The sequence below is a fragment of the Pseudarthrobacter phenanthrenivorans genome (genome assembly GCF_000813845.1).
In the GTDB taxonomy this organism is placed as follows: Bacteria; Actinomycetota; Actinomycetes; order Actinomycetales; family Micrococcaceae; genus Arthrobacter; species Arthrobacter phenanthrenivorans_B.
On sequence record NZ_JWTB01000025.1, the window covers coordinates 32757 to 54203 of the forward strand.

19 protein-coding genes and 1 riboswitch are annotated in these 21447 nt (G+C 67.4%); of the genes, 13 read left to right on the top strand and 6 right to left on the bottom strand.

All coding sequences use genetic code 11. The features are described 5' to 3' along the window. Nucleotides 1–8: 8 nt before the first annotated feature. On the bottom strand, nt 9–2210 hold the full coding sequence (locus tag RM50_RS13755; protein WP_043453760.1) for an MMPL family transporter: 2202 nt from the start codon (nt 2208–2210) through the stop codon (nt 9–11). A gap of 202 nt (nt 2211–2412) precedes the next feature. On the opposite strand from RM50_RS13755, the gene RM50_RS13760 reads away from it, so the two are divergent. From RM50_RS13760 to RM50_RS13790, 7 genes are all read left to right on the top strand, one after another. Beyond that, on the top strand, nt 2413–2913 hold the full coding sequence (locus RM50_RS13760) for a MarR family winged helix-turn-helix transcriptional regulator (protein WP_043453655.1): 501 nt from the start codon (nt 2413–2415) through the stop codon (nt 2911–2913). A 29-nt stretch (nt 2914–2942) separates the two neighbouring features. Further along, nucleotides 2943–3761 (top strand): methyltransferase domain-containing protein, encoded by an 819-nt coding sequence (locus RM50_RS13765; protein WP_043453658.1) that lies wholly within the window; start codon nt 2943–2945, stop codon nt 3759–3761. Between the two features lie 117 nt (nt 3762–3878). Next, the gene (locus tag RM50_RS13770; protein WP_043453659.1) at nt 3879–4502 is read left to right on the top strand and encodes a LysE family transporter; all 624 of its coding nucleotides are present in this window, start codon (nt 3879–3881) and stop codon (nt 4500–4502) included. 117 nt (nt 4503–4619) lie between these two features. Then, nucleotides 4620–5153 carry a low molecular weight protein-tyrosine-phosphatase gene (locus RM50_RS13775; protein ID WP_043453762.1) on the top strand — a complete coding sequence of 178 codons (534 nt, stop codon included), beginning with the start codon at nt 4620–4622 and terminating at the stop codon, nt 5151–5153. Between the two features lie 59 nt (nt 5154–5212). After that, entirely contained in the window at nt 5213–5764 is a 552-nt protein-coding gene (locus RM50_RS13780) for a DUF2231 domain-containing protein (RefSeq protein ID WP_043453661.1), read from the top strand. 33 nt (nt 5765–5797) lie between these two features. Next, nucleotides 5798–7885 carry an aminodeoxychorismate synthase component I gene (pabB, locus tag RM50_RS13785; RefSeq protein ID WP_043453664.1) on the top strand — a complete coding sequence of 696 codons (2088 nt, stop codon included), beginning with the start codon at nt 5798–5800 and terminating at the stop codon, nt 7883–7885. A gap of 102 nt (nt 7886–7987) precedes the next feature. Continuing rightward, the gene (locus RM50_RS13790; RefSeq protein ID WP_043453666.1) at nt 7988–9262 is read left to right on the top strand and encodes a multidrug effflux MFS transporter; all 1275 of its coding nucleotides are present in this window, start codon (nt 7988–7990) and stop codon (nt 9260–9262) included. A gap of 82 nt (nt 9263–9344) precedes the next feature. On the opposite strand, the gene cls is transcribed toward RM50_RS13790, so the two are convergent. Beyond that, nucleotides 9345–10820, bottom strand: a complete 1476-nt coding sequence (gene cls, locus RM50_RS13795) for a cardiolipin synthase (RefSeq protein WP_430929412.1) — start codon at nt 10818–10820, stop codon at nt 9345–9347. Nucleotides 10821–10914: 94 nt separating this feature from the next. Here cls and RM50_RS13800 point away from each other — a divergent pair, with 94 nt between their 5' ends. Both RM50_RS13800 and RM50_RS13805 read left to right on the top strand, forming a co-directional pair. Beyond that, complete coding sequence (locus tag RM50_RS13800) at nt 10915–11844, top strand: aminodeoxychorismate lyase (protein WP_043453673.1); 930 nt, start codon at nt 10915–10917, stop codon at nt 11842–11844. A 60-nt stretch (nt 11845–11904) separates the two neighbouring features. After that, nucleotides 11905–12369 (top strand): pyridoxamine 5'-phosphate oxidase family protein, encoded by a 465-nt coding sequence (locus tag RM50_RS13805; protein ID WP_043453675.1) that lies wholly within the window; start codon nt 11905–11907, stop codon nt 12367–12369. Between the two features lie 38 nt (nt 12370–12407). On the opposite strand, the gene RM50_RS13810 is transcribed toward RM50_RS13805, so the two are convergent. Further along, nucleotides 12408–13106, bottom strand: coding sequence for a TetR/AcrR family transcriptional regulator C-terminal domain-containing protein (locus tag RM50_RS13810; RefSeq protein ID WP_043453765.1), 699 nt, complete (start codon nt 13104–13106; stop codon nt 12408–12410). Nucleotides 13107–13332: 226 nt separating this feature from the next. Between RM50_RS13810 and RM50_RS13815 the strand changes: the two genes are divergently transcribed. Beyond that, nucleotides 13333–13587, top strand: a complete 255-nt coding sequence (locus RM50_RS13815) for a hypothetical protein (protein ID WP_043453676.1) — start codon at nt 13333–13335, stop codon at nt 13585–13587. 121 nt (nt 13588–13708) lie between these two features. On the opposite strand, the gene opgC is transcribed toward RM50_RS13815, so the two are convergent. Continuing rightward, nucleotides 13709–16204: an OpgC domain-containing protein gene (gene opgC / locus RM50_RS13820; RefSeq protein ID WP_043453680.1), complete on the bottom strand. Its 2496-nt coding sequence runs from the start codon at nt 16202–16204 to the stop codon at nt 13709–13711. A 147-nt stretch (nt 16205–16351) separates the two neighbouring features. After that, nucleotides 16352–16467, top strand: a riboswitch (SAM riboswitch). A 13-nt stretch (nt 16468–16480) separates the two neighbouring features. Between opgC and RM50_RS13825 the strand changes: the two genes are divergently transcribed. The 3 genes from RM50_RS13825 to RM50_RS13835 are packed head-to-tail and all read left to right on the top strand — an operon-like array spanning nt 16481 to nt 18372. After that, nucleotides 16481–16756, top strand: a complete 276-nt coding sequence (locus RM50_RS13825) for a DUF1737 domain-containing protein (RefSeq protein ID WP_043453681.1) — start codon at nt 16481–16483, stop codon at nt 16754–16756. Then, nucleotides 16753–17163: a rhodanese-like domain-containing protein gene (locus RM50_RS13830; RefSeq protein ID WP_043453684.1), complete on the top strand. Its 411-nt coding sequence runs from the start codon at nt 16753–16755 to the stop codon at nt 17161–17163. The genes RM50_RS13825 and RM50_RS13830 overlap by 4 nt, the downstream gene beginning before the upstream one ends. Further along, a complete protein-coding gene (locus RM50_RS13835) occupies nt 17164–18372 on the top strand; it encodes an O-succinylhomoserine sulfhydrylase (RefSeq protein ID WP_043453686.1) in 1209 nt (402 codons plus the stop codon). A gap of 156 nt (nt 18373–18528) precedes the next feature. On the opposite strand, the gene RM50_RS13840 is transcribed toward RM50_RS13835, so the two are convergent. Continuing rightward, nucleotides 18529–19755, bottom strand: a complete 1227-nt coding sequence (locus tag RM50_RS13840; RefSeq protein WP_043453688.1) for a glutamate--cysteine ligase 2 — start codon at nt 19753–19755, stop codon at nt 18529–18531. A 68-nt stretch (nt 19756–19823) separates the two neighbouring features. After that, nucleotides 19824–21347, bottom strand: coding sequence for a UDP-N-acetylglucosamine 1-carboxyvinyltransferase (locus RM50_RS13845; protein WP_043453689.1), 1524 nt, complete (start codon nt 21345–21347; stop codon nt 19824–19826). Between the last annotated feature and the right edge of the window lie 100 nt (nt 21348–21447).

A 21447-nucleotide genomic window follows, 5' to 3' on the forward strand; every position in this document is an offset into this window, starting at 1 on the left:
GAACAGGCTCAGCGGCTGGGAACCTCTTCCAGGGGTTCGACGCCGGGCTCCCGCGGCTGCACCGCATTCCCGCTGTCCGTGCGGCCCAGTTTGCTGGGCCACCAGATCTTCGGCCCGATGTCGTAGGCCAGTGCCGGCACCAGCAGCGAGCGCACCAGCACGGTATCGAGCAGGACGCCGAAGGCCACGATGAAGGCCAGCTGCACCAGGAACATGATGGGGATGACCCCGAGTGCGGCAAAGGTGGCGGCAAGGACCACACCGGCGGAGGTGATCACGCCGCCGGTGACCACCAGGCCCCGCAGGATGCCGGCCCTGGTGCCGTGCTTGAGCGATTCCTCGCGGACCCGGCTCATCAGGAAGATGTTGTAGTCCACGCCCAGGGCCACCAGGAAGACGAAGCCGAACAGCGGAACGGTTGCGTCGGCTCCCGGGAACCCGAAGAGGTTGTTGAACACGAAAGCCGAGACGCCCAGAGCGGCCGCGTAGGACAGCACCACCGAGAGCACCAGCAGGACCGGGGCCACGATGGAGCGCAGCAGCAGCATCAGGATGAAGAGGATGACCACCAGGACCACAGGGATGATGACCAGCAGGTCGCGCTGGGCGGTGGTGTTGGTGTCCAGTGCCGTGGCCGTCACGCCGCCCACCAGGGCGCTGGAATCAACGGCCTTCACCTCGGTGCGCAGGGCCTTAATGGTCTCCTCCGCTTCAAGCGAGTCGGCGGCATTCTTCAACGTGGCATTGATGAGGACCTTCCCGTCCCGGACGTCGGGTGCGGTGGGGGCGCCCGGGGCTCCGGTGACCGGCACGCTGCCGCGGCCCAGCAGGTAAGCCTCGCCCACGCCGTCGTCCGCTTTCACCTTGTCCAGCACTTCCGCCGCCTTGGCCTGGTCGGCGACCACGACGGCGGGGCTGCCGCTGCCGGCGTCGAAGTGGCGGGCCAGCGCGTCCTGCCCGTCCACTGCGTTCGAGGCGGTAAGGATGACATCCGTCTGGGGTACGCCGTTGGCCTTGAGCTGGAAGAGACCGCCCGCGGCGACGAGCAGCAGGAGGACCGACGCCACCCACACGGTCCTGGGCCGCCGGGAGACCAGTGAGCCGGTGGCACGCCACAGGCCCTTCTGGCCTTCGAGGCCGGTGACCAGCTCCGGTTCGCGCTCATCCGCGGGCAGGAGCTTGGGCCGGAAGGGCCAGAAGGCGGCCCGGCCCAGCAGCGCCATCAGGGCGGGCAGCAGGGTGAGCGCTGCGAACAGGGCGCACAGGATGCCTGCCGCAGCAACGGGCCCCAGGGCCTTGTTGGAGTTGAGGTCGGAGAAGAGCAGGCACAGCAGCGCGATGATCACGGTGGCACCCGAGGCAAGGATGGGTTCGAAGGATGCCTTCCACGCGGTCAGGACGGCCGCCGTCCGGTTGGTGGTGTGCGTGAGCGCTTCGCGGAACCGTGCCACGAAGAGGAGGGCGTAGTCCGTGGCTGCGCCGATCACCAGGATGGAGAGGATGCCCTGGCTCTGGCCGTTGAGCTGGATCCAGCCCGCCTTGGCCATGCCGAACACCAGCAGGATGGCCGCACAGAGGGCAAACACCGAGGTCAGAAGCACCATGATGGGCAGCAGCAGGGAACGGTAGACCACCAGGAGAATCACGAACACGGCGGACAGGGCCACCAGCAGGAGGATCCCGTCAATGCCACCGAAGGCGGAGGTGAGGTCGGCCGCAAGTCCGGCGGGGCCGGTAACGAAGGTCTGCGTGCCCTCCGGGGCCGCCTCCTTGACCGTGTCCCGCAGTTCCTTGACGGCGTCCTTGACTTCAGCCGAGGAGCCGATGGGGACCACGAACTGGACGGCTTTCGCATCTTTGGACGGGATCGGGCCAATGACGGTGCTGCCGAGCTTGAGGTCTTCGAGGCTGGCCTTCAGCGATGCCAGCCCGCCCAGCTGCTGGGGCGTGAATGCCTCGCTCTTCTCGATGACGATGATGCCCGGCACCTCGTCCGAGTCGCGGAACTTGGCCTGCCAGTCCTGGGCCTCGGTGGCCTCTGCGCTGGCGGGCAGGAAGGACGCCTGGTCGTTGGACGAGACCTCCTCCAGGCGGCCAAACGTGGGCCCGCCCACGCCGGCGAGCGCCAGCCAGGTCAGCACCAGGACCACAGGGACCAGCCAGCGAAGCCAGAACGGGACGCGTTCCCTGGCAACTTTTGTGCGATTCATGATGCCTTCCATCGGTGAGCAGGTGGAGTAGTATTTGTTCCAGCATAGATTATCTCCATGACAGAGATAAGTGCCAGTCAAGCTTTTTTGGCCGAAGTCTCCGGTTGCCTGCCGCGGAGCCCGGGAGGCGCGGACCCTGGAGTAATATCCGTCAGGACGCCGGAGCAGAAAACGAGCGGAAACCAACGACAGGGAGGTGGAAATGGCAGGCACGGAGCCTCCCCAGCCATCCCCCGTCGGGCAGGCGGGGCCGGAGTTTGGCCATCCGCTGCTCAGGATCCTGCAGGAGTTCACCATTGAGGCGAACCGGTATGTGGATGCTGCCGGGGACCGCAAGGACATGCACCGTACGGATATGAATGCGCTGGCAGTGATCATGCGGCATACGGCCCGGGGCAATGTGGTGACGCCTGGACTGCTGCGGAAGGAGCTGAACCTGAGCTCGCCGGCCACTACAGCCCTGATTGACAGGCTGGACAGCTCAGGCCACGTGGTCCGGGAGCGGCACAGCACGGACCGGCGCCAGGTCCAGTTGAAGATGACGCCCAAGGCCTTCCGGGAAGGCGGGGCCATCTTCGCCCCCCTCGCCCAGCACATGGGCAGCGCCATGGCCGGCTTCTCCGAGGAAGAGCTGGACACCGTCACCCGTTTCATGACGGCGATGATCGAAGCCACCGTGGCGGCAAGGACGGAATCCGCATAGCCTCCCCCGGACAGGGGTAGCGTTTGGTTATGAGTGCGCAGCAGCCTGAAGAAGACGTCTACACGCACGGCCACCATGAATCGGTGGTCCGCGCCCATGCCGCCAGGACCGCCGAGAACTCGGCGGCGTTCGTCCTCCCCTACCTCACGCCCGGGGCCTCGCTGCTCGACGTCGGCTGCGGGCCCGGCACCATCACCTGCGACTTCGCCGCCCTGGTCAGCCCGGGAACGGTCACCGGCCTGGACCGCTCACCGGACATCATCGCCCAGGCCAAGGCCCTGGCTGTCGAGCGCGAAGTGCCGAACGTGGAATTCGTCGCGGGCAACATCTACGACCTCGACTTTGCGGACGGAACGTTCGACGTCGTCCACGCCCATCAGGTGCTTCAACACCTGACCGACCCCGTGGAGGCCCTCCGCGAAATGCGCCGCGTCGCTAAGCCTGGCGGCATCGTCGCGGTGCGCGACGCCGACTTCCACGGTATGAGCTGGTACCCCGCCATCCCGGAACTGGACGAGTGGATGGAGCTGTACCAGCGGATCGCCCGCCGCAACGGGGCAGAGCCCGACGCCGGGCGGCGGCTGGTCAGCTGGGCGCAGTCCGCCGGTTTCACCGACGTGGCACCCTCCAGCAGCAACTGGCTGTACGCCACGGCGCAGCAGCGCCGGTGGCAGGCGCGCGTTTGGGGTGAGCGGGTGCTGCACTCGGCCTTCGCTGAACAGGCCCTGGAATACGGGTTCGCCGACGCCGCTGACCTGGCCCGGATCTCGGCCGGCTGGCACCGCTGGGGCTCCACGGACGACGGCTGGTTCCTGATTCCCAACGGCGAAGTGATCGCCAGGGCGTAGGACCGCCACCGCCCGCTTCTGCCGCGTGCCTGGACCACTGGGCATTCGCCGCTGGGCACTCGAAGCATCGGTGATGCGGTTGGCGGGGGTCCCTTCATGCCCCCGTACGATTGATGAGTGCAATTTTCCCTGTGGCTGGCCCTTGCGGGTGCCGGCGCCCTCATCAGCTTCACCCCCGGCGCCGGGGCCATCAACACCATGAGCAACTCCCTGAACGCCGGGTTCCGGCGCTCCATCTGGGGGATCCTTGGCCAGCAGGCAGCCCTTATTGTCCACGTCCTGATCGTGGCCCTGGGCGTCGGCGTACTCGTGGCCAGCTCGCCCGTCGCCTTCAACGTGATCCGCTACGCCGGAGCGGCCTACCTGGTCTACCTGGGCATCCGCCAGTTCCTCAGCAAGCCCGCCGCCGCACAGGAGCAGGCCGCCGCGCTCAGCAACGAGCCTGCATGGTCCATCTTCCGCCGTGGCTTCTGGGTGAACCTGCTCAACCCCAAGGCGATCGTATTCTTCCTTGCCTTCACGCCCCAGTTCATCCGCCCCGACCAGCCACTGGTCACGCAGTATGCCGTGCTGACGGCGACGATCGTGGCCATCGACATCCTGGTGATGTGGTTCTTCTTTGCTGCCGCGGCGAAGTCTTTCCAGCGCTTCACCACCACGGACCGGGGGCAACTGGTCCTCAGCCGGGTGTTCGGCGTCCTGTTCGTGGCGGTCGGCATCCTGCTGGCCCTGATCCATTGAGCGGCACCAACGTGGGACGTACCCATATCAGGCGCAGTCATGCATCTTTACAAGGCTGTAAAACAATGTGAACCCACGGCTAGCCAAGAGTGATCGGATGCGCGCATGCTTGGAGGCATGGACTCAACGTCGAGCGCATACCGCGTCATCACCGTCTGCACGGGCAACATCTGCCGGTCCCCCATGGCCGAACTCATGCTCAAGGCGGCGCTTGAACGCGAGGGCCTCGACGGGCTGGTGGAAGTGGACTCCGCCGGCACCACGGGCTACGAGGCCGGCCGCCCGATTGATCCACGCGCCGCCCGCCGGCTCGCCGCCACCCAACTGCCGTCCGACCACCACGTGGCCCGCGAATGGGAGGATGGCTGGTTCCGCGAGCGCGATCTGATCCTGGCTTTGGACATCGACCATTACGCCTGGCTCAGCGAAGCGGCACCGGACCAGGAGTCCCTGGACAAGATCCGGATGCTGCGCAGTTTTGATCCCGCCATGGCAGGCAGGGACCGGCTGGACCAAGGCATCGAGGACCCCTGGTACGGCGGCCACGCCGACTTCGACGCCGTCTGGCACCAGATCCACTCCGCCCTTCCCGGCTTGGTGGAACACATCCGGACGGCAGTCCGGCAGAACACGCAGCTCCAGCCGCATTAGGGGGCCGGCCGACCGGAATTGCAGTGCAATTGCCCGGCAGCAGGAGTATTTTGCATTGCATGCACGCCGCATCCCGCCCCGGCAGGTACACCCGGTTCCTTGCGAAGCTCGAGGAAGCACACCCTTTGGACGCTGCCGTCACGGCGGCCGAGCCGCTGGCGTCTCGGCTGATGCCGGGACGCAGAATCCCGTCCATCATCCGCGGCGACACCACGGGCATCCCGCTGCACGTCATCCTCACCGATGCACCTTTCGGCGCCTGGTGGTCTGCGGTGTTCCTGGATCTTTTTGAGGACGAGGGTTCCCGGCGTGCGGCCCGGCGGCTGGTGGGCCTCGGCGTGCTGGCTGCGGTGCCCACGGCCCTGTCCGGATGGGCCACCTGGTCCGGCAAGGACCGTGCCATTAAGCGCGTAGGCATCGTGCATGCTGCCGCCAACGCCGCGGCAACCATTGTCTACGGTGCCTCTTGGGCGGCCCGGACACGCGGGCGGCATCGGCTGGGCGTACGGCTGTCGCGGGCGGGAGCGGTGCTGCTGCTGGTGAGCGGGTTCCTGGGCGGGCACCTGAGCAGCGGACGTCACGCATCCGGGCAGGGCGTACCCCGTGGGTGAAAGCGTATGGAGGAAAACGGTACGCTCTAGTCCATGAGTCCAGCCCCCGTCATCATCGCCGTCGACGGGCGCTCCGGCGCAGGGAAGACCACCCTCGCCGTCGAGCTTGCGGCCGCGCTGCGCGCCCACCACAAGGTCTCCCTGTTCCACCTCGAGGACATCTACCCCGGCTGGGACGGCCTCACGGCGGGCATCGAGCGCTACGTTTCCACCGTCCTGGCGCCCCTGGGCCGCGGCGAGGCAGCCACCTGGACCAGCTGGGACTGGGACAACCACTACGACGGCGACACCCGGGTAACGCTGCCCGCCGAGATCGTCATCGTGGAGGGCGTGGGGGCTGCTGCGGAAGCGGCACGTCCCCTGCTGAACGCGGTGATCTGGGCGGAATCCCCGGATGATGTCCGGCGGACCCGCGCCCTGGACCGGGACGGCGCCACCTATGAGCCCTACTGGGACCAATGGGCCGCCCAGGAGGAAGAGTGGCTGGGCCGCGATGACGTGCCCGGCCATGCGGACCTGCGCGTGCAGAACCTGGCCGACGGCTCGGCCCCGGCGGACATCCTGCGGCTCCTCCCCTTCCTGCCCGCCCTGGCCCCGGTACTCGCCCCGGAATCATCGGCGCGCCAGGCACTCCGCCTCCGTGCCGAACGCCTCACGGCCGTACCGGATGCGCCCGGACTGTTCCACCAGCTGTACGGACACTCGGCCAACGCCGTCTGGCTGGACTCCTCCAATGCGGGCAGCGCAAAAGACGGTACAGACCCGGCCGCACGGACGGCCGCGGAACGCAGCCGGTTCAGCATCATGGCGGACGACGGCGGCACGTTCGGGCAGTTCGTCGCGCACCGCGGCGGCGTCAGCCGGATCAGCGCAGGCTCATCGACGGCCAAGGTCGCGGGCCCCTTCTTCCGCTGGCTGGACACTGTCTGGGGCCGGCCGGCCGTCCGCACCCCGGACGGCTATCCCGGCGGGTTCACCTTGGGCTGGCTGGGTTTCCTGGGCTACGAATTGAAACGCGAAACCGGCGGCAGCGACCTGGCCGCACCCACCCCCGATGCCGCGTTGATCTTCGCCGGAAGGGCCGTGGTCCTGGACCACGCCGACGGCACCGCCTGGCTCCTGGCGCTGGAGGCACCTGACGCGGATGATTGGCTGGCTGAGGCGCGGGCAGCGGTCCACGCCGCGGCGGACGCCGCCGCCCCTAAGCCGGAGCCGGCAGCGGAAGCCGGCGGCAGCACCGGCGTCGTACTTCCCGCAGCACCCGCCTTCCGCAGCAGGGATTCGGGCGCCCAGTACCGGGAAAAGATCACCGCCGCCCAGTACGAGATCACCCAGGGCAACAGCTACGAGGTCTGCCTGACCACCACCCTTGAAGCCCGGCTCGGGGCAGGTTCGCTGGATCCCTGGACCACCTACCTGGCGCTGCGCCGCAGGAACCCGGCCCCGTTCGCCAGCTACCTGCGGCTGGGCAGCCTGGCCGTGGCCAGCACGTCACCGGAGCGGTTCCTCAGGATCGCGTCCGACGGCGGCATGCGCGCCGAGCCGATCAAGGGCACCAGGCGCCGGGCTGCTGATCCGGCGGAGGACCACCGGCTGCGCACGGACCTGGCCACGTCGCTGAAGGACAGGGCCGAGAACATCATGATCGTGGACCTGCTGCGCAACGACCTCAGCCATTTTGCCGAACCCGGTTCGGTCACGGTCAGCCGGCTCTGCGCCATCGAAAGCTACGCCACGGTCCACCAGATGGTCAGCACCATCGACGCCCGCCTGGCCCCCGGGGCGCCGCGGGCCGAGGCCGTGGCGGCCTGCTTCCCCGCCGGATCCATGACCGGGGCCCCCAAGATCAGCACCATGGCCATCCTTGACCGGTTGGAGGCCGGACCCCGCGGGCCCTACTCGGGTGCCATCGGCTACTTTTCGCTGAACGCTGCGGCTGATCTTGCCGTCGCCATCCGGACCCTGGTGATCGACACGGCAGGCGACGGAACGGCGGAAGTGTCGCTCGGCGTCGGCGGTGCCATCACATCCGACTCCGATCCGGACGATGAATACGAGGAAATCCGGACCAAGGCATACGGTGTGCTCTCCACCCTGGGCGCCGCGTTCCCGGAAGACTGACGCCGTTTAGGCGCACGGCCCCGGGGGTAGGCTCCAGAGCGTCAGCTGAACCGCTCAAGCCACGCGGCGGGAATCCCCAGCGCCACGAGTGAGGTTTGCCGCGTGACGGATCCTTCCCATTCCCACAAGCCCGGCAATAAGGCACCGCGCAGCATCAAGTACGTCCTGATGCTCGGCGCCCTGGCCGCGCTTCCTGCCCTCACCACGGACATGTACCTGCCGTCGCTGCCCGCGGTGGAGGCCGACCTCAACACCACCCAGACCGCCGCCCAGCTGACGTTGTCCGGAACCCTCGTCGGCGCCGGGGTGGGCCAATTGGTCGTTGGCCCGTTCTCGGACCGGTTCGGACGGCGCCTTCCGCTGGTCATCGGCATCTCGCTGCACGTGGCCATCTCCCTGCTCTGCTCCATGACGCCGAACATCGAAACGCTCACGGGCCTGCGCGTGCTGCAGGGCTTCTTCAACGCATCCGCGGCAGTGGTGGCACTCGCCGTGATCCGCGACCGCTTCGTCGGGTCCGCCGCGGCTCAGCTGCTGTCCCGGCTGATGCTGGTGATCGGTGTGGCACCCCTCCTGGCTCCCACCGTGGGCCAGGCCATCGCGGGCGCCTGGAACTGGCGCGCCGTCTTCTACGCCCTGGCGCTCATCGGGGTGGTCCTGGTGGCCATCGTCCTGCGGTTCATGCCCGAGACCCTGCCGGAGGACAGGCGCAGCCCGGGCCACCCCAGGCATGTGGCCGGGGCCTACTGGTCCCTGCTCAGGGACCGGCATTTCATGGCGCTGGCCGTCATCCCTGGACTGGGGCTGGCGCTGATCATGAGCTACGTGGTGGGCTCGCCCTTCGTCTTCCAGAACGAATACGGCCTCACCGCCCAGCAGTTCGCCCTCGTTTTCGCCCTCAACGGCGCCGCGCTGGTCCTCTCGGCCCAGCTCAATGCCGCCCTGGTCAGGAAATTCCCGCCGGTCCGCCTCCTGCGCACCGCCCTCCTGGTCCAGCTGGGCCTTGCCCTGCTGCTGCTCGCGGTGGTGGCCACGGGCGCCGGCGGCGCATTCGGCCTGGTGGCCGCCCTGTGGCTGGTCCTGTCGGCCCAGGGCATGATCCCGGCCAACGCCTCCGTGCTGGCCCTGCACAACTACGGCCATATGGCGGGGACGGCGGCGGCGGTCATTGGCGCCCTGCAGTCCGGCGTCGCGGGACTGGTAAGCCCCCTGGTGGGAATCCTGGGCGGCAACTCACTGTCCATGGCCAGCGTCATGATCGGCAGCTGCGCCCTGGCGGTGACGGTGCTCGCGCTGGGGACGCCTGCCTACCGGAACGGCGGCTGGCCCGAGCATGCAGGGCACGACGGCGGCCAGCGGGTGGGCGCCGAAGAGTAGCCGGCGCGGGCGTTGGGTTCCGGCTGTTGGGCGGGCTGTCGCAAGCGCTTGCCGCGCTGGTTATTGGACAGCTACTGGACGGCTATTGGACGGTGGCCGTCAGCCGGGCCACGTTATCCACGTACCGGGCGGCGAGCGGCCGGTTGAGCCAGTCCGCGAGCTTGAGCTCATGGGAGATGTCCCGGTAGGTGTCCTCCACCGCCCGCATCTTGTTGACGATGTCCTCGCCCAGGAGCATCACGGAGACCTCCAGGTTCAGGGAAAACGAGCGCATGTCCATGTTGCTGGACCCCAGGACGGCCACCTCGTCGTCGATGGTGAAGTGCTTGGCGTGCAGGACGAACGGGGCCTTGTAGAGGTAGATCCGCACGCCGGCTTCCAGGAGTGCCTCGTAATAGGACCGCTGGGCATGGTGCACCAGGAACTGGTCACCCTTTTCGGAGACGAACAGCTCCACGTCCACGCCCCGCTGGGCGGCGGTGGTGATGGCGTAGAGCAGGGAGTCATCCGGAACGAAGTAGGGGCTGCAGATGGAGATCCGGTGCTGCGCGGAGTAGATCAGCGTATTGAAGAGACGCAGGTTGTTCTCCGTGATGAACCCGGGACCGCTGGGCACCACCTGGGCGGTGACGTCGCCCGGTTCCGGGTTCGCCGGCAGCTGCAGCTGGTGTTCCAGGGACTCATCGGTTTCGCTGAGCCAGTCGGTGGCGAAGACGACGTTCAGGGTGGTCACGATGGGACCGCGCAGGCATGCCATCAGCTCCACCCATTCGCGGCCCGCCTTCCGGTGCCGGGGGTTGTTGTAGGAGGGCTCGATCAGGTTCTGCGAGCCCGTGAAGGCGATTTCGCCGTCGACCACCATGATCTTGCGGTGGTTGCGCAGGTCCGGCCGGCGCCACTGGCCGTGGATGGGCAGCAGGGGCAGCATCCGCTTCCACTGGATCTTGCCCGCCCGGAGCCGCCGGAGCAGCTTCCGGTAGCCCTTGATGCGCAGCGTGCCGATGTGGTCGAACAGCAGGCGCACGTCCACGCCGCGTTCCGCGGCTTCCTCCATGGCCGTGAGCAGGTCATTCGTGACATGGTCCGAGCTCATGATGTAGAACTCGGCGTTGACGAATTTCTTCGCTTTCCGGACCGCGTTGGTCATGGCCAGGATGGAGTCCGGGTATCCGGGAATGAGGTCCACGGAGTTGCCGTCCACCATGGGCAGCGAGCCCAGCGTGCGGTTGAGCTCGGCGGCGGACTTCACCCATTCGGGGCCCGGGTAGTCGCTTTCGGCTTCGGAGAGGGCGCTGATTCCCGACCGCACCCGGTCGTTGACCTGCTCCTGCTGCGCCCGCCGCCGGCTCGAAAGCTGGAAGTTGCCGAACAGCAGGAACAGGACGATGCCCACGAACGGGATGAAGAAGATGCCGAGCAGCCAGGCCATGGCAGTGGTGGGACGCCGGTTGCCGGGGATGATTCCGAGCGCCAGGACCCTGATGACAAGGTCGGCGAAACCCAGGAGCACCACAACCCACGTCGGCGCGGTGCCGGCAAGCGAAAAAGGCCACAACACGTCAATAACTCCCGGGGAGGTTTGGCTCCGGAGGACGGTTTCCGGCCGGGGCACTCCGCCCAGCTTATCCGCGGTGCCGCACTAAGCTGGTGCCATGACCTCTCCAGCCCCCGTGGTTCTCGTTTTCCTCGACCCTGCTTTCCCTGACGGCCGCGTGGAGGATGCCGCCAAGCCCCAGCTGCTGGTCACGGACCTGGGGGTCACCCGGGGCGACGGCGTCTTCGAAACCATGCTGGCCGTGGGTGGCGAGGTCCGGAAGATGCAGGCCCACCTGGACCGGCTCGGAGCCTCCGCCGAAGCCCTTGACCTGGACATCCCGGGCCAGGACGCCTGGCGGCGGGCCATAGCTGCCGCTGTTGTCCGGCACCGCTCGGAGAACCCGCCGGCGGACCCGGCCACGGACGAGCTAGTGGTGAAGCTGGTGGTGACCCGCGGCGCCGAGGGCGCTCCAGCCCCCACCGCGTGGGTCCAGGCTTCTCCGGCGGGTGCGGCCGGCCGGCGGCAGCGGGAGACGGGCATCGACGTGATCTTCCTGGACCGCGGCTATGACAGCGACGTTGCCGAGCGGGCGCCCTGGCTGCTCCTGGGTGCCAAGACCCTGTCCTACGCCGTGAACATGGCAGCCCTCCGCTACGCGCACAAGCAAGGTGCAGACGACGTGATCTTCCTGTCCTCGGATGGCCGGGTCCTGGAAGGCCCCACGTCCACCGTGCTGCTGGCCCACGTGGAAGAGTCCGACGGCGGCCCGCGGGTCAAGCGCCTGATCACGCCGCAGCTGGACAGCGGCATCCTTCCGGGGACGTCCCAGGGAGCGCTCTTCACCGCAGCGAAGGCAGCGGGCTGGGAACTGGGCTACGGCCCCCTGGAGCCGCAGGACCTCCTGGACGCCGACGCCGTCTGGCTGATCTCCAGCGTCCGCCTGCTGGCGCCCGTCAACACGATCGACGGCAAGCAGATCGGCACGCCGTCGCTGCAGAAGGAACTCACAGCCGAGTTGGGTGCACTTTTCGCCGGTATCCGTTAGGCGCGCGACAGGGTACGCCGTCCCTTTTCCCGCTGGGGCATCACCCGTAAGGTGTGGACCATGGACTCGCAAAACGTGCCGATCGAAAAACTGTCCTTTGACGACTGCTGGGAACTCCTCGCCGACGATATCGTGGGCAGGCTCGCCATCGTCGTGGACGGCCATCCCGAGATCTTCCCCGTCAACTACGTGGTCCATCGGCGCAGCATCGCATTCCGAACGGCGCCGGGATCCAAGCTTTGGGGAGCCGCAATGGAACGGGCCGCGGCACTGGAGATCGACGGGTACGATCCCGCCACCGAAGTGGCGTGGAGCGTGGTGGCACGGGGCGACACGGAGATCATCGAGGACCAGGCGGAAAAGGACGCGGTGGACAACCTTGGACTGGAGCCCTGGCAGCCCGGCGAAAAGGCCCATTACGTGCGGCTCAACGCCAAGGCGCTGACCGGCCGCCGGTTCAAGGTCAACCGGCCGGACGTCTGGAACACCCGGGCCCAGGACCGGCGGCGGGCGACGTTCGAGTAGATCGTGGCGCCGGCCCGGACATGGACCGTCCGCTGCCGTCAGGCGCGGGAGGCCTGCCGGGTCAGCTGTGCTTCCAGGCCGGACAGCAGGATGGTCAGGCCCTGGTCGAGCTCCAGGGCGCCGTCGTACTCCGCGAGCGCCGGTGCCAGCGTGCGGAGCCTGGGGAACTCCTTGGCCGGCAGGCGGTGCAGCCCCAGGCGCAGCAGCACCTCGTTCTCCTCCGGGTCCACCACGTACTCCTGGAGTTCGTTCAGGATGTGCCCGTACAGGAAGCCGTAATACGCCCGGTACACGTGAAGCGCATCTGACGGTTCGAATCCCGCCGCCGCGAGCAGGGTCAGAATCTGCTCCAGGGGCCGCAGCGTGCCCAGCGGGCGCAAACCCAAGGGCGTGGAAAGCGGACGGGTGACCAGCAGCGGCACCACATTGGGGTGCTTCAGCGCCAGCTGGCGGAGGTTGTGGGCGATGTTCCGCAGCTGCGCCTTCCAGTCCGGATCCTCCGGGTGGATGGTGAGCTGGTTCAGCACCAGCTCGGACACGCCGTCCAGCAGGGCAGCGCGGTTTTCGGCGTAGCGGTAGAGGCTCATGGGATCCCGGCCGAGTTCCGTGCCCAGGCGGCGCATGGTCAGCGCATCCAGTCCTTCGGCGTCCACGATTTCCAGGGCTTTTGCCAGCACCACGTCCCGGCTCAGCCTCGCCTTGCCGCTGACTGGTGTGTCGGTTTTTGGGGAAGCCATGGTGTCCATCCTGAATGCCGGCGGGTCACGCAACCAGTTACTCCAGTCGCTTGCCGTATCTGTAGTCTACAGGTAAAGTCTACAGCGTAGACACGCGGTGAGAGCGTCCCTGTTCCGTCCATGTGGACGGCAGGGTGTTTATGAACCGCCGTCCGCGTGCAGGACGGCGGGATTACGCTGCTGTAGCCGAACGGTGGCACCGAGCACTGAGCGAAGGGAAGCCGCAATGGCACATTCGCAGTTCGACATCTTCCTGCAGGAAGCCACCCACTTTGACCAGGTCTCGGGCTCCAGCCTGGACCGCGACCGCCTCTACGGGCTCTACACCAGCTGGTGCTTTATCAACCAGCAGGCACCCGGCACGGAATCGAGTTTCTGGGCAGCCATGAAGCACAAGGTTTCACCGCGCCGCAACGGTCTCCGGATGAAGGGTCCCGCGGCGGCCGACTACATCCTGAGCAGCTACCCGCGGCTGGCCTGATACTCCGGCCAAATCCGTAGGGACTCCGGCGGAGCCGGACCACGATTAAATGCTGTGGCACGGGCGTGCCACAGCATTTTTTGTGCCCTGACGGCGGGGACCCACGTCCTGCAGACCGGCCTCAGGTGGGGATGATGCGGAAGAGGAACCTGGTGCGCACCATCACCCAGAGCAGCCCCAGGACCACGGCATAGGCAGCCGTGTTCAGGGCGATGCTTTGCTGCTGCAGGGCCGGAATATTGGCCACGACGGCGATGAGCACCACGTGCATGATGAACACGTAGAGCGTGGCCCGGCCCAGCGGGATCAGGAACCAGCCCAGGGCCCGCTGCACCGGCTTCCAGTAGGCGCTGAGGAAGGCATAGGCGGCCACCACCAGGACCAGGACGTTGAGCAGGCGGCCCGGGGCCAGGTAGGTCCGGCCGAAGAGTGCGTCATACATGGCCCGGTACGCGGCATCCGGGATCAGCGCCAGGCGAACGTCGTAGTTGTTGGAGAGGTACGGGTTGCCCCAGGACAGGAAGGCCAGCGCGAAGGCTGCCACGGTGCAGGCAACCACCACCCAGATGTGCCTGGTCAGCCAGGCCACGATGCTGCGCCGGTGGTATCCGGCCACCATCCCGACAACGAACAGCACCTGCCACACCAGCAACGGGAAGGAGTCCTCGAACTGCGAGGGCAGGATCCTGAACCTGGTCACGTTGCCCACGGCGTACACGGCAAGGGTCACCAGAAGCACCCAGGCGGCTTTGCCGCGGTTCAAGGCGGCAAGGATCAGCGGACTGACAAGCAGCAGGACCACGTAAAGGCCCATGACGTTGAACTGCCAGGGCCCGAACTGCAGCAGCACGATGGCCGGCAGCACCTGCGGGGGCACGGGGAACTGGAACAGCGAGGACATGCCGGCATACAGGTCGTACGTGCGCCCCGCCCCTGTGTGCCCGGCGCCCCCGGTTCCCTGGTCCACGAAGGTGGTCAGGGCTTCGGTGTTGAAGAACGGAAGCAGGGACAGCAGGAAGACGCCGACCAGGACGGCCAGTGCCGTGACGTAGAGCTTTCCGGCGCGGCGCGAGGTGAGGTCCACCACCTGGCCGAAGTCCTCCTTGGCTTTGGGCCCGTACACCATGCCCACCACCAGTCCGGAGAACAGGACAAAAAGCTCAGCGCCGGAGACGAAACCCACGGCCTCCTGCGTAAGCAGCTGGAACAGCGAGGCCATGCCAAGGTGGTTGACCACCACGAAGACGATGGCCATGCCGCGCAGCAGGTCAACCCTCGAGTCCCTGCTGGAGGGGTCCTGGTAGCTCCAGGCAGTCGCCGCGCTGATCCGTCGCGGTATCTGCCATAGAGCCACCAGGAGGATGGCCATGGCGGCAGCAACACTCCAGGCCGCCGCGCCGGACAGGGTGCTGGCACGGACGTAGGTGCTTCCGGACGCCACATCGGTGACCGGGCCGGTGACGATGGGGGAAGACTTCAGCCTGTCCAGTGCTGCTTTGGCGATCTCCGGGCTCCCCGTGAGCAGCCAGCTGATGCTTGCCACCCCCGTATCCCTGGTGCTGGTCCGTTCGTCCCATACGACGGCCGCCGTCGTGGCGAAGTCAGGGGAGGTGGCAGTCCCCACCACCTGGTCCCACCAGCCGGCCTTGATGTCGGACTCTGCCGCGCCGCCGGCTGCAGGGCTGTAAAAGGCGGATGTCTGGAGGAGGAAGGGCTTGCCGTGCCGCTGTGAGTAGGTGCCGTAGAAGTTCTCGCCGCCGGACGCGGTGAGCATGTCCTTCAGTTCATCGGTTCGGGGAGCCGTGTTGACGGCCGTCCCGCCGGCGGTGTCGTCGTGGTAGGCGGCCAGGCCCACCCAGTCCACGGCGTCATCCCCGGGATAGTAGGGGGCGTAGGCGCTGTCGCGCCCATCCCAGGTTCCATCACCGTTGGTGTCCAGGAGCGAAAACCCTTCACTTCCCGGCTGCGGGGCACTCCGGTTCCTGTCAAAGGGGTAGTCCTTGCCCAGGTAAGGGGCCCACACCATGGTGGCCCGGCCGCCGTCGTACTTCCTGAAAGCTGCCGTTACGGCCTGGAAGGCCTTGCGGTAGGTGGCTGGCTGCTGCCCCCAGGCCACCCAGCTTGCGTTCATGTCGGGGGCAAAGCGGATCATCAGCTGCCCCTTGAAGCCGGAGGCCAGGTCGCGTACCTGCTGCGCGAAGGCCTCGGCCTCCTGGGCACCGAGCTGGTCCAGCGGCACCGACGGCCTCACGGTGAGCAGCGCATGGGCGCCCCTGCCCGCCGCCTGCTGCAGGAATCCGTCGAGATCGTTCCGTTCCGCCTCGCGGTACGGCATGGTGATGTCGTGGCCGAAAACCGCGGGGTCGGCGCCCAGCCGGTCACTGAAACCGGCAGCGGTGTCCTCGCCCCATTCGAGCACCACGCCCAGCCAAGGTTTTCCCGGGTCCGGGGCGGCTGCTGCGGACTGGGCGGCACCTGCTTGGGCTGCACTGGCCTGGGCGGCACTGGCCGGGCCGACCAGGGCCAGCAGGCTGATCAGGAGCCCGGCCACCACGGCGGCGACGGAACGTGGACGGCTGCGGCGGACCGCTTGGTGGTGCGACGTGTTTCCCCGCATGCTGACAAGACCCCCCCGGCACTCATTGCTCTGACGTCGGGGCGGCGCCCCACGGTAAGAACCCTATCGCCTCGGGTGGCTGCTGAATTACGGAACATGACGACGGCGGCGATGCGCGTTTTCGCGGCAGGTGTTACGTTTTTGGGGAGTAATGAGTACCGGTGTGAAGCCCTGACTGGCCGGTCGGCAACCCTCCCTTTCGCGGCGGGGTGCCTCAGGTGAATACTCGGCATATCGACCGACTCGAGCTGCAAGCGTGAAAGAAGGAGATCCGTCATGTCTGACGCACCTGCCCCCGACGAGAGACTGTCCTACCGCCTCATCAGCGGCCCGGACAACCGTGAATTCTGTGAGCGGATCTCCAACGCCCTGGCCGAAGGCTACGTGCTGCACGGCAGCCCGGCGGCAACCTTCAACGGCACCAGCGTGATCGTGGCGCAGGCGATCGTCCTTCCGGCAGCCATCGCTTCCGCGGACGCCGCCGTGGCTACCGCCGTGGACCAGCTCGACGCCGGCGGGGACCTCGAATTCGACGGCGAGGGCCACGCATGAGCTACGCAGGAGACCTGACCCCCGAGGAAGCCTGGGCCAAGCTGGAGCAGGGCGCCATCCTGGTGGACGTGCGCACGGAGGGCGAATGGGCCCACATCGGCATCCCGGACACCAAGGCCACGGACAACGATCCCCTGTTCATCCCGTGGACCTTCCCCGGCGGCATTCCCAACCCGCGCTTCGTCCAGGACCTCAAGGAACAGGCGCCGGAAGACCCGGCCGCGGAGCTGGTATTCCTGTGCCGCTCCGGCCAGCGCTCCATTGCCGCCGCCACCGCCGCCACCCAGGCCGGCTTCACGTCCTACAACGTGCTGGAAGGCTTCGAAGGCGAACCGGACCGTTACGGCGAACGCACCGTCAATGGCTGGAAGAACCGCGGCCTGCCCACCAACCTCGGAAAGAACTAAGTGAGCTTCAACCAAGACGCCCCCGGCTGGAACCCCGACACGCAGGCCGTCCGCGGCGGCCTTGACCGCACAAACTTCCAGGAAACGTCCGAGGCCATCTTCCTGAATTCAGGCTTCGTCTACGAGTCCGCCGCTGCAGCCGAACGCGCCTTCACCGGCGAGGACGAGCGCTTTGTCTACTCGCGCTACGGCAACCCGTCGGTGGCCACGTTCCAGGAGCGGCTCAGGCTGCTGGAAGGCACCGAAGCATGCTTCGCGACGGCGTCGGGCATGTCCGCGGTGTTCACCGCCCTGGGTGCCCTGCTGGCTGCCGGCGACCGCGTGGTGGCCGCCCGCTCACTGTTCGGCTCCTGCTTCGTGATCCTGAACGAGATCCTGCCGCGGTGGGGCGTGGAGACCGTCTTCGTGGACGGACCCGACCTGGACCAGTGGCGGGAGGCGCTCTCCACGCCCACCACCGCCGTCTTCTTCGAATCCCCGTCCAACCCCATGCAGGAGATCGTGGACATCGCCGCCGTCAGCGAACTGGCGCACGCGGCCGGTGCAACGGTGGTGGCGGACAACGTCTTTGCCACTCCCCTGCTCCAGCGCTGCGGCGACCTCGGTGCCGACGTCATCGTCTACTCCGGCACCAAGCACATCGACGGGCAGGGCAGGGTGATGGGCGGCGCCATCCTGGGCACCAAGGAGTTCATCGACGGCCCCGTGAAGCAGCTGATGCGCCACACCGGCCCCGCACTTTCGGCGTTCAACGCCTGGGTCCTGACCAAGGGCCTGGAAACCATGGGCCTGCGGGTCAACCACTCCTCGGCCACTGCCCTGCGGCTGGCGGAGTGGCTGGAGGAACAGCCCGCCGTGAGCTGGGTGAAGTACCCGCTGCTGAGGTCGCACCCGCAGTATGCCCTGGCGGCGAAGCAGATGAGCGCCGGCGGCACGGTGCTCACGCTGGAGCTGGCTCCTTCCGCGGGGCGCTCGGCGAAGGAAGCGGCGTTCGCGCTCCTGGACGGGCTGCGCATCATCGACATCTCCAACAACCTGGGCGACGCCAAGTCACTGATCACCCACCCCGCCACCACGACGCACCGCGCCATGGGGCCTGAAGGGCGGGCGGCCATCGGGCTTAGTGACGGCGTGGTCAGGCTGTCCGTGGGGCTGGAGGATCCGGAAGACCTTATCCGCGACCTGGAACAGGCACTGAAGCAGATCTAGCCGCGCGGTCCGCGGTCTCATGGCCCGGCGTTCCCCGACGCGCAGCCTTCTATCCGACGCGGGAATTCCTCTTCGCTGCCCGGATAGGGGCCGCGGAGAGGAATTGGCGCGTCGGGGATGAATCTGCGCAGCGGGAAACGCAGTTGCGCGGCCGTCTCAGGCCTGGCGCACCCTCAACAGCTCGGGTGTTGTCTCCACCTCTGACAGGTCCAGCGAACCGCGCATGGTCACGTGGACGGCCTGGCGGACCACGGCGCCGAACCCCATGTCCTCCGGCGGCGGCCCGGCGATGGCCTTGTCGCGTGCACGCCGCTGTTCAGCTGCCCCTGTCCCGCGGGCGATGATGTCCTCCACACCCTGCCGGGCCAGGGCCAGCTCGCCTTGTTCCTCCAGCACCGGCGCCAGGTAATCCACCAGCGACCGGACCACGTCCGCAGCGGGCGTGGGCCGGAAGTTTCCGAAGTCCAGCAGCTCGCCGCTGAGCCCTTCGCTGCTGGCCTGCCAGGACGCCATCCGCAGCAGGACCGTGGGCACGGGTGCCGGATCAACGTCCTCGCGCCACTCCCGGCTGGCGGATTCCACCAGCGCCCGGACCAGCACCGCAATCAGGGCTGCGTCCTCGGCCCGAAGGCAGACGTCCGCCACCCGCACCTCAACCGTGGGGTGGTTGCGGGACAGCCGGGCGTCGAAGTACAGCATGCCTTCATCGAGCATCACGCCGGTGTCCAGCAGCCGGGTCACCACCCGCCGATAGGCAGGATAGGTTCCGTAGATGCCCGCCGGTCCGGCCGTCGGCCAGCGGTTCCAGGCCTGGGTGCGGTAGCTTTCGAATCCGGTGGGCACGCCGTTCCAGAACGGCGAATTGGCGCTCAAGGCCGTCAACACTGCCAGCTTGTCGCGGATCCGGTCCAGGACCGCCACGCCTTCCTCCGGCGACTCGATGTAGGTGTGGACGTGGAACCCGCAGGTCAGCTGCTCCTGGGCAGTAAGGCCGAAGCGTTCCAGCATCCTGGCGTAGCGCGGGTCCGGAGTGGTGTGGCTCGGTGATGCCACCGGCGAGGTTGCGAGCGCCGCGACCCGGGCCCCGTGCTTCCTGGCAGCCTGGTCCGCCAGCGCCCGGCCCGCGCGGATCTGTTCCAGCAGGCTGCCGTACTCGCGGCAGGGCCGGGTCTGGGTCTCGATCTGCTCAAGCTTCAGCTCGGCACTCAGGCCCATCTCGTCGTCGTAATCCGCCTGGTTTCCCGCGTGGTGGACGGTTGAATCCGGGGGGAGGTCATCCGCCGCCACGTGGTGTCCGGCCAGGAGGGCATCCGCCAGGGCGAGCGGCTCTCCGGACTCCGGATTAACGATCAGCAGCTCTTCCTCTACGCCGAATGTACGCATACGAACATTCTGCTGCAGCAGCGGGTCATTGGAACTGTGGCCCGCCGTTCATGACGAAGCGTGAATGCTCAGCCCTGGAAGTACTCCACCTTGGCGCCGATGGTGTTCAGCCGCTCCGCCAGGTCCTCGTAACCGCGCTCGATCACGTAGATGTTGCGCAGTTCGGAAACACCGCGGGCCGCCAGCATGGCCAGCAGCAGGCACGCGGCAGGCCGGAGTGCCGGCGGGCAGCCCACCTCGGCGGCGCGCCACTTGGTGGGCCCGTTGACGTAGATCCGGTGCGGATCCAGCAGCTGCACCTGGGCGCCGAGCCGGTTCAGCTCGGTCAGGTAGATCGCCCGGTTCTCGTAGACCCAGTCGTGGATCATGGTCTGGCCGTGGGCGTTGGCAGCAATGACGGCGAAAAACGGAAGGTTGTCGATGTTCAGCCCGGGGAACGGCATGGGATGGATCTTGTCCTCGGGGGCCCGGAGCTCGGAGGGCTTGGTGGTGACGTCCACCAAACGGGTGCGGCCGTTGCGGGCCATGTACTCGCCCGAAACCTCGAGCTGCTGCCCCATCTGGCCCAGGGTGGCCAGTTCGATCTCCATGAACTCGATGGGCACACGCCGCACCGTGACCTCTGAGTTGGTGACGATGCCCGCCGTGATGAGGCTCATGGCCTCAATGGGGTCCTCGGACGGGAAGTACTCGATCTCGGCGTCGATTTCCGGCTTGCCCGTGATTTTCAGGGTGGTGGTGCCCACGCCCTCGATGGTGACGCCGAGCATCTGCAGGTAGAAGCACAGGTCCTGCACCATGTAGTTGGGGCTGGCGTTGCGGATCACGGTAGTCCCGGCCCGGTGGGCTGCCGCCATGATGGCGTTCTCGGTGACGGTGTCCCCGCGCTCGGTGAGGACGAACGAGCGGTCCCGGGTGTCGGCCGGCGGTGCCTGCACGGTGTAGAAACCGGCAGTGGCCTCCACCGAAAGGCCGAACTCACGCAGCGCCTGCATGTGCGGTTCCACGGTGCGGGTGCCAAGGTCGCAGCCGCCGGCGTAGGGCAGCCGGTACTCCCGCGACTCGTCCAGCAGGGGGCCCAGCAGCATGATGACGCTGCGGGTGCGCCGTGCAGCGTCCACGTCCATGGCGTCCAGGTCCAGGACCGCGGGGCGGCGGAGGCGCAGGTCGGTGTCGTTGAGCCAGGTGCACTCCACGCCGATGCTGGTCAGCACCTCGACGATGCGGTTGACTTCCTCGATCCGGGCCAGCCGGCGGAGCACGGTGGTGCCGCGGTTGATCAGGCTGGCGCACAGCAGGGCGACGCCGGCGTTTTTGCTGCTGTTGACGTCCACAGCACCGGAAAGGGTGCGTCCGCCCTCCACCCGGAGGTGCGTCATTTGCGGCTTGCCCACGTTGACGATGCTCCGGTCAAAGATGTTTTCCAGCCGTTGGATCATCTTCAGGCTCAGGTTCTGCTTGCCCTGTTCCATCCGGGCGACGGCTGACTGGCTGGTGCCGAGCTCGGCGGCCAGCTGGCCCTGGGTCCAGCCCTTTTCGGTCCGGGCGTCCTTCAGCATGGCGGCAACGTGTTCAGCGGTTTCCTGCGTCATACTCCCGAATATATCATAAATGAGTTATTTGCCCGGATAGCCGGTCGGGGCGCGCGATCGCGGAAAGGCTTTACCCGCTATGTGCGATACGGCACGTCGA